At 61.7% G+C, this 12,788-nt stretch carries 12 protein-coding genes and 1 pseudogene; 6 read left to right on the top strand and 7 right to left on the bottom strand.

Annotated features, from left to right (window positions below; genetic code table 11):
• Window positions 1-93: 93 nt before the first annotated feature.
• From K0S66_RS16665 to K0S66_RS16650, 4 genes and pseudogenes are all read right to left on the bottom strand, one after another.
• Window positions 94-204 (bottom strand): annotated as a pseudogene (locus K0S66_RS16665) (acyl-CoA thioesterase); the annotation flags it as partial.
• Between the two features lie 81 nt (window positions 205-285).
• Window positions 286-546 (bottom strand): hypothetical protein, encoded by a 261-nt coding sequence (locus K0S66_RS16660; protein WP_301076596.1) that lies wholly within the window; start codon window positions 544-546, stop codon window positions 286-288.
• Between the two features lie 88 nt (window positions 547-634).
• Entirely contained in the window at window positions 635-844 is a 210-nt protein-coding gene (locus K0S66_RS16655) for a hypothetical protein (protein WP_301076595.1), read from the bottom strand.
• A 127-nt stretch (window positions 845-971) separates the two neighbouring features.
• A complete protein-coding gene (locus tag K0S66_RS16650) occupies window positions 972-1,178 on the bottom strand; it encodes a cold-shock protein (protein ID WP_301076594.1) in 207 nt (68 codons plus the stop codon).
• Between the two features lie 351 nt (window positions 1,179-1,529).
• On the opposite strand from K0S66_RS16650, the gene K0S66_RS16870 reads away from it, so the two are divergent.
• Window positions 1,530-1,961 carry a DUF2267 domain-containing protein gene (locus K0S66_RS16870; protein ID WP_366520844.1) on the top strand — a complete coding sequence of 144 codons (432 nt, stop codon included), beginning with the start codon at window positions 1,530-1,532 and terminating at the stop codon, window positions 1,959-1,961.
• A gap of 534 nt (window positions 1,962-2,495) precedes the next feature.
• On the opposite strand, the gene K0S66_RS16640 is transcribed toward K0S66_RS16870, so the two are convergent.
• Window positions 2,496-4,061 (bottom strand): alginate export family protein, encoded by a 1,566-nt coding sequence (locus tag K0S66_RS16640; RefSeq protein ID WP_301076592.1) that lies wholly within the window; start codon window positions 4,059-4,061, stop codon window positions 2,496-2,498.
• 493 nt (window positions 4,062-4,554) lie between these two features.
• On the opposite strand from K0S66_RS16640, the gene K0S66_RS16635 reads away from it, so the two are divergent.
• From K0S66_RS16635 to K0S66_RS16615, 5 genes are all read left to right on the top strand, one after another.
• On the top strand, window positions 4,555-6,165 hold the full coding sequence (locus tag K0S66_RS16635) for an alginate export family protein (protein WP_301076591.1): 1,611 nt from the start codon (window positions 4,555-4,557) through the stop codon (window positions 6,163-6,165).
• Entirely contained in the window at window positions 6,146-7,531 is a 1,386-nt protein-coding gene (locus K0S66_RS16630) for a serine hydrolase (RefSeq protein ID WP_301076590.1), read from the top strand. The genes K0S66_RS16635 and K0S66_RS16630 overlap by 20 nt, the downstream gene beginning before the upstream one ends.
• A 1-nt stretch (window position 7,532) precedes the next feature.
• Complete coding sequence (locus K0S66_RS16625) at window positions 7,533-8,132, top strand: SDR family NAD(P)-dependent oxidoreductase (protein ID WP_301076589.1); 600 nt, start codon at window positions 7,533-7,535, stop codon at window positions 8,130-8,132.
• Window positions 8,129-8,287, top strand: coding sequence for a hypothetical protein (locus tag K0S66_RS16620; protein WP_301076588.1), 159 nt, complete (start codon window positions 8,129-8,131; stop codon window positions 8,285-8,287). The genes K0S66_RS16625 and K0S66_RS16620 overlap by 4 nt, the downstream gene beginning before the upstream one ends.
• A 1,339-nt stretch (window positions 8,288-9,626) precedes the next feature.
• Window positions 9,627-9,974: a MucR family transcriptional regulator gene (locus K0S66_RS16615; RefSeq protein WP_366520843.1), complete on the top strand. Its 348-nt coding sequence runs from the start codon at window positions 9,627-9,629 to the stop codon at window positions 9,972-9,974.
• Between the two features lie 324 nt (window positions 9,975-10,298).
• Here the strand turns inward: K0S66_RS16615 and K0S66_RS16610 are convergent, their stop codons facing one another.
• Both K0S66_RS16610 and K0S66_RS16605 read right to left on the bottom strand, forming a co-directional pair.
• Window positions 10,299-11,492, bottom strand: a complete 1,194-nt coding sequence (locus tag K0S66_RS16610; protein WP_301076597.1) for an SLC13 family permease — start codon at window positions 11,490-11,492, stop codon at window positions 10,299-10,301.
• Window positions 11,493-11,612: 120 nt separating this feature from the next.
• The coding region (locus tag K0S66_RS16605) for an ammonium transporter (protein WP_301076587.1) at window positions 11,613-12,788 on the bottom strand (1,176 nt) is incomplete at its 5' end.

Genomic DNA, 12,788 nt, shown 5'->3' with positions numbered 1-12,788 from the left:
AGTGTTCCCCCCACATGCGGAGTAGGTTTGCTATCGCCTTGTCCAAAATGAGGCTGGCATCGTCTGAGCTCGTACCAGACCGGACCTGATCCAGATCGCGGCCTGGACCCACTTCAGGTAAGTTGCGTTGTTGACGCGACCCAGGAAATCGATGTCGCCCGCGCCGACTGCGATCGGGAACCGATGAGGAATAGAAGAGACCATGCGATGCCGGATATACAACGGCTTGCGTTCCAAAGGACTCACAAAGCTGGATCGAGCGGTCGCGATCTGCGCTGGCGATGTTTAGCGGTGATCCACGAGAAGCGCGAACAACTGATCGAGATTCTGCTGCGCGTCCTGCACAACCGGGTTATCCGCGTTGCCCGGCAGCGAGAGCGGCTTGCTCATGATGTCGTGCAGCCCCTCGGTCTCGGCGTCGGTCAGCAGTTTCCGCTTCCGCAGAACGATGGCCAGGCTCAGGATCCCGTTGAACGCTGCTACGTCGAGCGCTTGCTGGGCTTCGAGCAACTGCTGCGCGGTCAGATCATGTTCCTGCTGCGTCATGCGAGCCTCTCCTGCGGGTGCAGAGTACGCCCCTGCTCAGATGAGCGACGAGCGCTTGTCGCGCCCGCGGGGGGAGACTGGAACGAAATTACTTGGACGCGAACTGACCTGCCTCCGCGCCAAGGTTCTGCTTGGCGTGCGCGCGGGCGGCCACGGCGCTCTTGAACATTTCGGGCTGTAGGGTCGATGTTACGATTGGGTAGTTCTGCGAGTTGAAGCGCGTGTCGCGGATGGTGACGCGAAACTGACCTTCCGCGTCTTTGGCGATCAGAAATGGTGCGACGAGTGTTCTGGACATAACAGCCTTTCATAGCCGGCGAAGGCTGCCACCGCTCCAGGCGTCACGTAGCCGAGCGGTCTTGTTGAACGTCTTGAGTGAGGCGAGACGCGAAAGCGGCGGATGCTTTCGCATCCGCCGCAGACTGTTAGGCGTCCTGCAGGTTCACAGCAGACGTCTTGCCGCGATTATCGGTTTCGAGCTCATAGGACACGCGCTGGTCTTTGTTGAGCGTCGTCATGCCAGCGCGCTCTACGGCTGAGATGTGGACGAAAGCGTCGCCGTTGCCGTTTTCCGGCGCGATGAAGCCATAGCCCTTGTCGTTATTGAAGAATTTTACGGTGCCAGTGATCATGAGATTTTCCTTGTCCCACGGGTGTCGGGCATGCGCCAAAGCGGCACATCCCGGCGTCTTGAAGCTAGAAAGGACAAAGGGAAGAGCCGAAGCGGCCCATCATCCGTCGCAGGCGACGTTCAGCAATTCCTATATAGAGCTTCTTTATAAAAAAGCTAGTCTGGCCCGTCGCACGGCGATCGCAGCAGTGCTGGAAGCCGACGCCCTGTCGCGAAAGTGGCCATATCCGCTACGCCGGAAAGTCAGGACTTCCGCGACAAGGCAATGGCAACTTGCGCCCAGAAAAGTCGCCCCGCATCAGGTCATTCCCGACCCTTGCTGTCGCATCCGAAATCCACCGTTCACTGACAGATGACGGCGCCGATCGACTATAAGCAGGCAAGCGCGGATTTTGACGGGTTCATGGTCGATCTTCGCGAGGCGCTTGACCGTCAGACGACTCATCAAGCCTGGGGCGTTCTCCTGGGGGGTTTCCATACCTTCCGCATACGGCTGAAGGTAGAGGAAGGCCTCGCTTTGGCCCCGGCGCTACCTCCTCTGCTGAGATCAGCTTTCGTGCAGGATTGGCACCTTACCGGCCAGGCTCTGCCGTTCGTGTGCCGAACCGCCCTCGAGGAAGAGGTCATAGCCTGCCATCGCGACCACCAACTTGCGCAGCTTGGCTGTATCGCTGCTACTGCGGCGACCTTGTGGCGGCACGTTGACAGGCAGCGAGTTGGAGCCGCTCGCATGCCCAAGGGTGCGCGCGAGTTCTGGAGGGTCGAGTCTCCGCACGCTGGCTAACAAGTCGTGCCTCCTCCAAAGCGCCGCGATAACGACCGGCCGTCCCGAAAGCCGACTGTCACTTAACCACTAGTAGCAGCCGCTAAGTGCGATCCCCATCAAACGACCGCTTTCGGGAGCGCCAAGGGTCACGCTGAATGGCCGAGATTGGGCGCGTTGCAGACTGGCAGCTAACGCCAGGAGAAGACCAGCGGCTCATGAGCCGCTAGCCGCCTGTCCGCTCTCACAACCACTGGCGAGGGACGCGGACGCTGCCCCAAGGGGCATACTGACCGAGCTATGCTGCTTTGCCAATAGCCGAACCATGCCTGTCTTTTACAGTGCCATGCAAGCTGAAGCGGCTGGAATAAGAGATTAAGCGCTTCTCGTCTGCTCTCTTGGCCTCGTCCCAGATGCACACGGACGCGCGGCATGTCGGGAGCGGTACAACTCGCGAGACCCAGTAATCTTTTGCTGTCACCTGCCCCTCGACCGGGAGCGATCCAGGGGCTTTCGGCACCTCGTCCCGCCGATGGCGTCGACGCACTGCGTCTACTAGAAATTGAACACCACGTTTGCGAACGCGCCGGTCCAGGTCGGCGCCTTGCCCGGAAGCTCCGCCTTGATCCCGGCGCCGGGGAAGGACGCGGCAAGGCCGATCGTCAGGAACAGGTTCTCGGTCAGGATCTGGTTGTATTCGAGGAAGAGGTCGTCCGACAGGTGGTGCTTGGTCACGCCGTCGACCAGGTTGAAGCCGCTCGGCGTAGAGACGAGGCGGGTCGCCTGGCCGAACTGCAGCGGGCTCTCCAGCTTGTCTGCGCTGATATAGGCGTAGCGCAGCGTGACCGTGATCTTGTCCGACGGCTGAACCGCTGCGCTGAACTCCAGCGCCTTCAAATTGGTGTTGATGAAAACCATCGAAGATTCCGCGCCCGTCGCCCAGATGCCGGGCGATCCTTCATAGTACAACGGATCGAACCGTTCGAGCTTCGGCGTGTTCGGATTGTCACCGGAAAAGAACTTCGCGGTGTAGATCAGCGTCGGCTTCCATGGCGTATCGGCGAATGTATAGCCGATCTGCCCGCGCGCAGCCCAAGCGGACATGTTGATCCGGTTGTTCCACTCGTAGGCGACATCCCCGGTGATGAACCAGTTGCGCCAGATGCCCACGTCGCGGCTTCCCTTGAAATAGAGATTGACGACGTTAGTCTTGTCGCGCCCGTCGGGAATGATGGTCGGCGCGCCGATGCCGCCCGGCGCGGCGCGGATGTAGGGCGACTGCGATCTCAGCACGTTTATATACGTGAACCCGAGGAAGTCCTCGTTCGACGCATCATAACGGAAGTCGACGCCGGCAAGCTGGTTGTGGCCGTTATTGGACTTCAGTTCGCGCGGCTCGATGAAATAGCCGGTGATCGTCTGGCGCCCGTTGATGATGCGACCGATCGCTGCCTGCTTCCACGCCTTGCGCGGCCCGAACTTCAGCGCGCCGCGCTCGAAGCCGTTCACGCCCCCGTTCGCGATAAGCATGCCGCTGCCCAGCACCAGTTCACGGGGACCGAGCGATAGATCGAAGTTCGTGCCCGTGCCCTCGGTGCGGAAGCCCAGATAGCCTTCCTCCAGCGTGATTGCGCCCTGGTTTCGTGAATCGAACGCGTCTGTCCCCCAGGTGCGCGATGCAACGCCCGAGATCTTGCCGTAAAAGACGTTGCCGCCCGGGAAGGTTTTGTCGAAGCCGATCCCCGGCTTCACATATCCCTCGAGCCAATTCTCGTCGGAATTGAACTTCGACTGCGGCGAATAGGCGGACGCGAGGTTCCAGAAGAGGTTGTTCTCGATATCGTAATCGAGGCCGCCCTGCAGATACCAACGCACATGCAGCCCGTCCTTGTCGTAGATGTCCGTGATGGGCCGCTTGTCTTTCGCGGCGCCGGTCAGCTGTTCGGTCCGCAGTCCCGACGGGCCGCCCTGCGGCAGCGTGGGTGGGCCGGACCGGCGTATCCTGCCGTCGATCACCTGGATGCCGTCGGCGCGGCCCGCGGGAACGTCGCTGGACGCGCGGCGTGCCGGCGGCGCCTCCTGCACGGCTTCGGCGACGATCGCCGGCGGCACATCCATCATCGTGCGTTTTCCCTTTTATGATGGATCTGCTTCGACATCGCGTCCGGACGAGACTGCGGCGTCCGCGGCCCGGAGCGGCGTTCACCCATATCTGCCCACAAACCTGCTCCGTTCTGAGCACGGGCGTAATGCGCCCTAAGCGCCGACCAAATAGTGGAAGGTACCTACCGCAGTGCGAAACCTGCCGCCTCCCGGCGTGGGCCGCTGTTCCGAGGATACCTAGGTAGGTCTACCCATAGTTCGACCCTGCTGGGTGCCATACCAAGTTGACGACGGGAGGCCGGATGATGATCGACTGGCGTCGTGATGTGTCGGTGTTGGCTGAGGCAGCAGGTCTCGTCCGAGGCCTTAGAGCAGGTGCTTCCCCGATCGGTCCGAAGCCTGTTGCGATACCGGCGAGCCGCTCCGTCTTATATGGCAGCACTTCTTCTCGTCTGGCGAACTCAGCCTGGTGGTTGATGCGGCGCACGCGCCAGACCGGCGGTGTGGCTGGATGCAGCATCGTAGCGCGGGCAAGCCGCTCATGACGATCGACCTGCCACCACCGTCGACCGACGTTCAGGCCGTTCTGGTGATCCATGAGGAGGAGTGCACGGCCGCGGAAGGCTGCGATATTCCTGCCGGCCGCGACAGCGGGCTTCAGGTGACTGATGGATCGGTGCGCCGGACCGGCAAGACGAGCCTGCCCGAGGGTGGCCCCTCGGCGCTGGAATCAAAGGAATTGAAGGACAATTCGCCGGTCAACACGCCCAAGACGACGATCTACGACAAGGATGGCCTTGCCGTCCGCTGGTATTTCCAGGGCGGGCTGAACCTCGTCAGCGAGTCAAATCTGTTCTGGAACTTCGCCTCGGTCTACGCGCCGGACGCGCGGTTCAATTCCAACCAGAACTGGCTGGAATTCTACGTGAAACCGGGCCTTGGCTTCGACAAGACGTTCGCGAATGGCGGCACCTTGTACGGCAAGGTTTCCGGCGTGGCGTCGAAAACCTGGGGCCGGGATGCGTTCGACGCCAAGGACGGGGGCGCGATCACGCTGGAAGAAGGATATCTCGGCTATCGCACCACGGATCACCCGGTCGATGTGGATAGCTCGTTCGGTCCGCGTGAGTTGCAGCTCGGCAGCGGCATGCTGATCGCAAACGGCGGGACGAGCGGGTTCGAGCGCGGGGCGCTCAAGTTCGGGCCGCGCAAGGCGTGGAAGCAGGCGGGGATCATCCGCATCATCAACGGGCGGCGGACGATCACCGGCTATTTCATCGAGCCGCGCGAACTGAAATCGAACAATGGCCACAACCAGCTCGCGGGCGCCGACATCCGCTACGATTCCGCTGGCGGCGACTATCTCGGCTTCACCTACGTCAACGTCCTGCGATCGCAATCTCCGTACATCCGCGCGGCGCCGGACGGCCTGGGCGCGCCGACGATCATCCCGGACGGCCGCGACAAGACGAACGCGATCAACCTCTATTTCCGCACCATCGGCAGCGAGGGTTTGCTGCGAAACTGGTTCGCGACCGGCGATTTCGCTTACGAGTGGAACAACCGGATCAACATGTCCGCCTGGGCGGGTCGCGCGCAGGTCGGTTACCGGTTCGCAGAGACGTCGTGGACACCGACGCTGACGGGCACAGTCAAGGTGTTCTCCGGCGATGATCCGACGACGCCGAAGCTCGAGCGGTTCGATCCGCTATATTACGAGGGATCGCCGGGCGCCTGGGCGACCGGATCGAAATCCTCGATGGTGTTCATCAACTCGAACCTGCGCGCGCTCGAGCTCGCGTTCGCCGTCCAGCCGTCGAAGCAGGACGCGCTGACGCTGCGCTTTGCCCGGATCGACGCGGACAAGCTCGGCAGCCCGATCCAGTTCGGCCAGACCACACGGCTCGTCTCCACGCCGAGCGGGTTCAACCTGATCTCGGGCGTAACGAAGCGGCATCTCTCGGACGACCTGTTCCTGGAATATAATCACATCTTCGGGCCGGACGTGTTCCTGACCGCGGGGGTGAGCGCGTCATTCCCAGGCGCCGGGATCAAGGCAGCATTCCCAGGAACACCGCCCATCTGGTCTGGAGCATTCATCAATGTCGTGGTCAATTACTAGCGCCTCGCGTCTGGGGCTTGCCTGCGCCGCGTCTATCGCCGTTGCTGCAGCGGCCGTGTCGGCACAGGAACAGGCGAGTTCTTCCGCCGGCACCGCGCAGAAGGCGCCCTTGTCGGCGGCGGCATCCGACCCGCGCGTGATGGGCTGGATGCAGGGGTTCCCGCCGCCCAAGGACAAGCTGATCATGCAGCCGGAATCCGACTATTTCAGCTTTCCCAAGCTGCGCTGGTCGGTCTGCCATCTCCGCCAACTACTGCCGACGGTGGAGATCAACCGCGGCCTGAAGAACGCGATACCGCTCACCTATGTGCCACCCGCAGAGCTTGCCCAAAGCATGCGGACGATCAACGCGCTGACGTTCACCCCGCTCAATTCGAACAAGACGCTGACGTGGGAGCAGTCGCTCGGCGTCAACTATACCGACGGCATGTTGATCTTCCACAAAGGGCGGGTGGTCTATGAGTGGTATTCCGGCTGCCTGGAGCCGGACGGCAAACATGCCGCCATGTCGATGACCAAGTCACTCACCGGCCTGCTGGCGGAGATCCTGATCGCGGAAGGGAAGCTCGACCCGAACGCCCCGGTGACGCGCTACGTGCCGGAGGTGGCGAAGAGCGCGTTCGGCACCGCGACGGTGCGCGAGGTGATGAACATGACCACCGGGCTCGACTATTCGGAGGATTATACCGACCCCAATGCGGGCGTGTGGAAATATGCGGCCGCTACGAGTCCCTTGCCGAAGCCGGCCGGCTACAAGGGTCCGAACGGGTATTTCGAGTTCCTGGAACAGGTCAAGCCGGAGGGAAAGAACGGCGAGGCCTTCCATTATAAGACGCCCAATGCCGATATGGTCGGCTGGATCGTCTCGCGCGTCAGCGGCAAATCGGTTGCGACCCTCGCGTCGGATCGACTGTGGCGGCGCATGGGAGCCGAGCAGGACGCCTATATGACGGTCGACGCCATTGGTACGCCATTCGCCGGCGGGGGGCTGAGCGCCGGCATGCGCGACATGGGACGGATCGGGCTCCTGATGCTGAACAAGGGTGTCATCAACGGCGAGCGGCTGTTTCCCGCCGCGGCGGTGGAGGCAATCCGCACGGGCGGCGATCCGAAGAAGTTCGGGACCGCATATCCGGCGCTAGCCGGCGGGACCTACTCCGGGCTTTGGTGGGTCTATCCGAGCGATCGTACGATCATCGCGGCGCGCGGCGTGCACGGCCAAACGGTTTATGTCGATTGGGCTGCGGATATGGTACTCGTCAGGTTTGCATCGATGCCAACGGCATCGAATGCCTTGAACGACCCGACGTCGCTGCCGGCGTACCGCGCTGTCGCTGCCTACCTGAGATCCCTGCCTCCTAGATGATATGCAGGATGACTGGCTGAAGGACAAAGGCCAGGCGACGATCGACGCGATCGTCGCGGAGGGACATCGCGCCACCTTTGTGCCGGGCGATATCTCCGACGATAGCGTGCCCGCCGAGATGGTGCGGGTTGCCGCCACCAAATACGGTGGCCTCGACGCTGCGCTCAACAATGCCGGCGTGATGGACGCGATCTTCCCCGGCGATCCGATCGACTATGAAAAGCAGAAGAACCTCGCCATGGCGCGGATCGACCAGGCGAGCGGCGCTTACTGGGACGTGGTGATGCGTGTGAACGGCAAGGGCACGTTCCTGTGCGTGCGCCATGAGCTTCGCCAAATGCTGAAGCAGCAACGCGGCGGCTCCATCGTCAACGTCGGCTCAGTGGCGGGGCTGCGTGGCTTCGGGGGCACGCCCTCCTATGTCGCCTCGAAACATGCGGTGAACGGCCTCACGAAAAACGCCACGATCGACTATGCGCCGTTCGGCATCCGGGTGAACTCGGTGAACATGGGAACGACCATCACGCCCATGTACGAGCGCGCGTTCAAACTGCTCGGGGAACGTGCAGCCGCCGGCTTCAAAGATACCGCATCGGCATGATCAAGATCGACAGCCTCCTGGAATGGAGCGACCAGAAGAAACGCGGTTCGATGCCGGCGGAGCAGGTCGCCGTGATGTTGTTCCTGTTGTCACCGGAAGCATCGAACCTGACGGGCGCGAACTTCCAGACGGACGGCGGCTTTTCGACCTATTAATGGATCGACTTCAACATCTGGTGCCCCGTGCCGAGCAGCAGCGAGACGCGTCTCGGGCCGGCGCGCCAGATGCTGGAAACTCGTGCTGTCTACCTACCTGGCTACGGCCCGTTACGATCGAGAGAGCGTCGGCTTTCAGGATCAGCTTCCGAGCTCGCGAACGTCAGAATTTGGGCGCGTTGCAGACTGGCAGCTTACGACCGGAGCAGTCCAGCAGCTCTTGGGCCGTGAGCAGAAAGGCCGCTTGTGGCCCGAGAGGATAGAAAGCCGCCGCTCGTCCGATCGCTTAAACGAAATTCCGCTCCCGCCCCACTTGCGGACATTCATCTCAGTTCTAGAATGTTACGATTGCAGACGTTCACGCATCAAGCGTGGCAGGGAGCGCCGTCGTGAACACCGTGTGGTCGGGAATATGGATCGTATCGTTCGTTGCTTTCGCGCTCGGTCATTTCAGCAGACGTCGCACACGGCGAATTAGCTTGGCCGTCCTAATCGCCTCGCCGGTAATCATTTTGACGATCGGGCTAGCACTCGTTCCGCCTACGCCTCCCAGCTTCTTGCTTGAGTGGCCGCGTGCGATGTGGCTGGTCCTGCCGGTATTGGCCGCATGGTTGGGCTTGGCGATCGTCGGTTATTTCGCCGCGCGCCTGAGTGTCCGCTAACCACCCCTTAGCAGACATTCGCTCCGGCGATCACGGGAGCGTCCGCTTTCGCCCAAGGGCGGTCGTCCAGGCCCGATGCGAATGCTGATAGCCGACGTAATTGCTGCATGGCATGAGAGGCAGATGACTCAGATAAACCTCATCGTTGCGGCAGATGAGCCGGCTATCTTCTTTGCATCCGTAACGGATGCAGAGCGGTGGATGGAGCCGATAGACGTCGCTGATGGGGTCTATAGCGCTGCTTTCGGACCAGCGGGAGAACCCCATACAATCAGCACCGATGGGACAAGTGTGCTCATTCATGGGACAGGCGATGCGCCGCAACCCGAAGCGTTAAAGGCTCTCATGCTCCGCTACCTTGCTGCGATAGGTGAGACCGTGAGCGATGACATCAGCTTACCGGCCCTGCTTGACCGCTGCTCGCGAAACTTCGGTTAGCAGCGCCAGCTACTGTCGGCTTTAAATGCGTTCGCGTCTGAAAGCAGCCCGTCGCCTGACCACCCAAAGTCGGACATTCTTAGAGTATCGTGCGGGTATCTAAACACGAGAGGTAACGCGCGAGGTTCAACTTTCCTGTGCTTCTCGCCGACTATTGGAGAGGAGTCTCCGCCGTTAAATCTTGAATTGGCGACGCCTAGATGGCAGCGCAGCCACTCCCCAAGGAAAGTATGTACATAATGGCTGATATTCCCGAAGACGATCCGAACTTCGACACGATTGATTTTGCGGTGCAACTGACCACCGCTTGGCTGTCAAACCCGAACACTCGAGCATCTGAAACCGACGTTCTCGCCTTTCTGAAGGATATGCACGGAGCTGTGGACCAGCTCTCGCGTGCTGAGCCAGACGTGAAATCAGCAGACGTGGCGAATGAATACACGCCAGCGGTTTCGGTCAGGAAGTCTCTCGCTTCCAAGGACCACATCATATCGATGATCGACGGCAAGCCTTACAAGACGCTCCGGCGCCATCTTGCCGGTCACGGTCTCACGCGAAGATCGGCCTGGGCCGCAAGCCGGGTATGACGCGGAGCGCCGGCGGTGCGAACGGCGCCCCAGCGACGTCTAAGTCCAAGCGCAAGTCGGCCACTTCCGACGTCTGATTTTCGATTGGTCGGGCCCTTCTCAGCCCGACCGCCTTGGTGGGACGCGATCCAAAGTCGGGCCGACCTAATATCGCGATGAGGGTACTTGTCCGCGTCCCCTAAAGCCGCAGAAAATGCTAGGCTGCAGAGCAGCACGACTGCGGCAGCGGCCACGCCCGGCGAGGCCCCGAAGCAGAACGACATGCGGGATCATCAATGGCCATCCTTTCACGACGCGTTGAAGCCCAGCCATAGGTCTGCGGGCTCAGATCAGCAGCCACACGACCGCGATGATCATCGTGGCTGCGGTGACGAGGACGCCCGCCTTGGAGAATTCGGCACCGGAGATCTTCACCCCGCGATCCTTCGCCTGTTCGACCATGATGATCCCCGCAAGGCTGCCAAATACAACCAGGTTGCTGGAAAAGTGCGTGCCGAGCGACAGCGCCGCACCCAGATAATTCGCGTCGCCTCCGACATGAAGATAGGGCACGAGCATCATGACGGCGGGGTTGTTTCCCACCAGATCGCTGACGACGCTGCTGATGAGGAAGAGTGCAGTCGGGTTATTGAGGTTGATGCCCTCGGCCGCGAGGTACGTCACGAGCTGCTGCGGCAGACCGGTTGCGGACAGGCCAGCATTGACGACGAACAGCCCCATAATGAGGAGGATGAGTTCGCCATCTACTTCGTGCAGCAGTGACTTGGACGAGACGCGCCTGCTGAGCAGCAGAACTCCCGCCGCGGTAAGAGCGACGGTTTCGCGGGGCCAGTCGCTGAAGACGAATGCCACCACAACTACGAATGCGGTGATGGCCGCCTTCAGCGTTTCCCCCACAGAGAAAGGAGGAGGCTCCGTCGCCCCCGGGGCGCCGTTCCCATCAGTGGAGGGCATGGCCAGCTTCCACCGATCACGGTAGAGGTAGGTGATGACGAGCCAGATCACTGGCAATGACAGCAGCGCCGGAACGGCGGTGATCTCCGACACGCCCGCGAAGGACAGGTTCAGCTTCTGCGCGGCGATTATGTTCTGCGGGCTACCGATGATGGTGCCGGACGCTCCGGTATTTGCGGCAAAGCAGAAGCCCAGCAGGAACGGCACCGGGTTTAACCCCCGCGCCAAGGTGATCGACAGGAGCAGCGGGCACATCGACACCGCGACAACATCATTGGTCAGAAAGGCCGCCATGACCCCGCCGACAACGATAAGGATAGCCAGCAATGCGCGCTCCGACACGTTGGAGCTTGCGGCCTTTCTCGCCAGCCAGCCGTAAAAGCCGGACACCACAAAGGCGGCGGAGACCACCATCAGACCGAACAGCATTCCCATCGTGGAATAATCGATCGCGTTCCACGCCTGCTGCGGCGTGATGCTCCCGATCGTCAACATCGCCATGCCGCCGATCACGGCGGCACCGGTGCGTCCTACCCGGAAGAAGGGCAGCGAGCCCAGCCCCATGGCAAGGTAGACGAGGAAGAAGATGAGGAGCGTCAAGTCCATGGCAGAAGCGGTTCACCTCCGACGGAGAAATAGAGAACCCGGCGGCCGGTGGCGTCCGGCCGCCAGTGGAGCATCGCGTCAGTCCGGCTTTCGGGCCCTCATACCCCAAAGGCTGTAGGCGCTCTGTCCGTAATACTGCTCGTCCAGCCCCTCGCGCTGCACCTCGACGGGCACGCGCAGCTTGCTGAGCTTGTCGAGCAGGAACAGGATGATGGTAGTGACGATGACGGCGTAAATGACGACGATCGCCACCGCGATGGCCTGAACCGACAATTGCCGCGTGCCCGCCGACACGGCGTTGATCGTCGGGCTCGCCAGCACGCCGATCAACAGCGAACCGGTGATGCCGCCGATGCCATGGGCGCGGAACACCTCCAGCGTATCCTCCGCCTTCAGCCACGACTGGATGTATTTGGCGAAATAACAGCAGGTCGCGCCGATCGCGCCGATCAGCAGCGCCGCCATTGGTTCCACATAGCCCGACGCCGGGGTGATGGTGGCAAGCCCCGTCACCGCGCCGACCAGCACGAGCATGGTGTTGGTGAAGGCGTAGGCGGCAAGGCCGTCGGCGGCGTAGGCACCGCCAGCATTGAAACCGAACCATCCGAACCACAACAGGCCCGCGCCCAGCGCCACCATCGGCAGGCTGGCGGGGATCGGCCCGCTATCACCGGTCGGCCGCCGGCCGAGATAGATCGCGGTAACCAGCGCCGACGCGCCGGCCGAGGCATGGATCACAATGCCGCCGGCGAAGTCCACGACGCCCAGCTGCGACAGGAACCCGCCGCCCCAGATCCAGTGGGCGACCGGCAGATAGACGAAGATGGTCCACAGCGCGACGAACCAGAGGAACGGCGCAAACCGCATCCGGCCGACGAATGCGCCGGTCATCAGCGCCGGCGTGATGATGGCGAACATCATCTGATAGCCGAACACCAGGATGAACGGCACGTTCGCGGCATAGGCGGGATCCGCCGCCACGCCGATGCCGTGCATGCCGAAATAGGTTCGTATGTCGCCGATGTAGCCGTTGACCGACGGGCCAAAGGCAAGGCTGAAGCCGCCAAATACCCAGATGATCCCGACCACGCCGATACAGACGAAGTTCTGGATCATCACCGACAGGACGTTCCGTTCCCGAACCAGTCCTCCGTAGAACAGCGCCAGCGCGGGCGTCATCATGAGGACCAGCGCCGTGCAGCCTAGCAGAAAGGCGGTATCGCCCGGTTCAATTCCTCTCATCAGCGCTTCCTC

The sequence above is a fragment of the Sphingomonas sp. genome (assembly GCF_029239295.1).
Taxonomy (GTDB): Bacteria; Pseudomonadota; Alphaproteobacteria; order Sphingomonadales; family Sphingomonadaceae; genus Sphingomonas.
Note: the sequence above shows the minus strand (reverse complement) of the source record. Positions and strands in the feature narration are given on the sequence as shown.

Coding starts and splice junctions, on each gene's coding strand:
- K0S66_RS16660 (WP_301076596.1), bottom strand. CDS start 546: ATGACGCAGCAGGAACATGATCTGACCGCGCAGCAGTTGCTCGAAGCC.
- K0S66_RS16655 (WP_301076595.1), bottom strand. CDS start 844: ATGTCCAGAACACTCGTCGCACCATTTCTGATCGCCAAAGACGCGGAA.
- K0S66_RS16650 (WP_301076594.1), bottom strand. CDS start 1,178: ATGATCACTGGCACCGTAAAATTCTTCAATAACGACAAGGGCTATGGC.
- K0S66_RS16870 (WP_366520844.1), top strand. CDS start 1,530: ATGACGGCGCCGATCGACTATAAGCAGGCAAGCGCGGATTTTGACGGG.
- K0S66_RS16640 (WP_301076592.1), bottom strand. CDS start 4,061: ATGATGGATGTGCCGCCGGCGATCGTCGCCGAAGCCGTGCAGGAGGCG.
- K0S66_RS16635 (WP_301076591.1), top strand. CDS start 4,555: ATGCAGCATCGTAGCGCGGGCAAGCCGCTCATGACGATCGACCTGCCA.
- K0S66_RS16630 (WP_301076590.1), top strand. CDS start 6,146: ATGTCGTGGTCAATTACTAGCGCCTCGCGTCTGGGGCTTGCCTGCGCC.
- K0S66_RS16625 (WP_301076589.1), top strand. CDS start 7,533: ATGCAGGATGACTGGCTGAAGGACAAAGGCCAGGCGACGATCGACGCG.
- K0S66_RS16620 (WP_301076588.1), top strand. CDS start 8,129: ATGATCAAGATCGACAGCCTCCTGGAATGGAGCGACCAGAAGAAACGC.
- K0S66_RS16615 (WP_366520843.1), top strand. CDS start 9,627: ATGGCTGATATTCCCGAAGACGATCCGAACTTCGACACGATTGATTTT.
- K0S66_RS16610 (WP_301076597.1), bottom strand. CDS start 11,492: ATGGGGCTGGGCTCGCTGCCCTTCTTCCGGGTAGGACGCACCGGTGCC.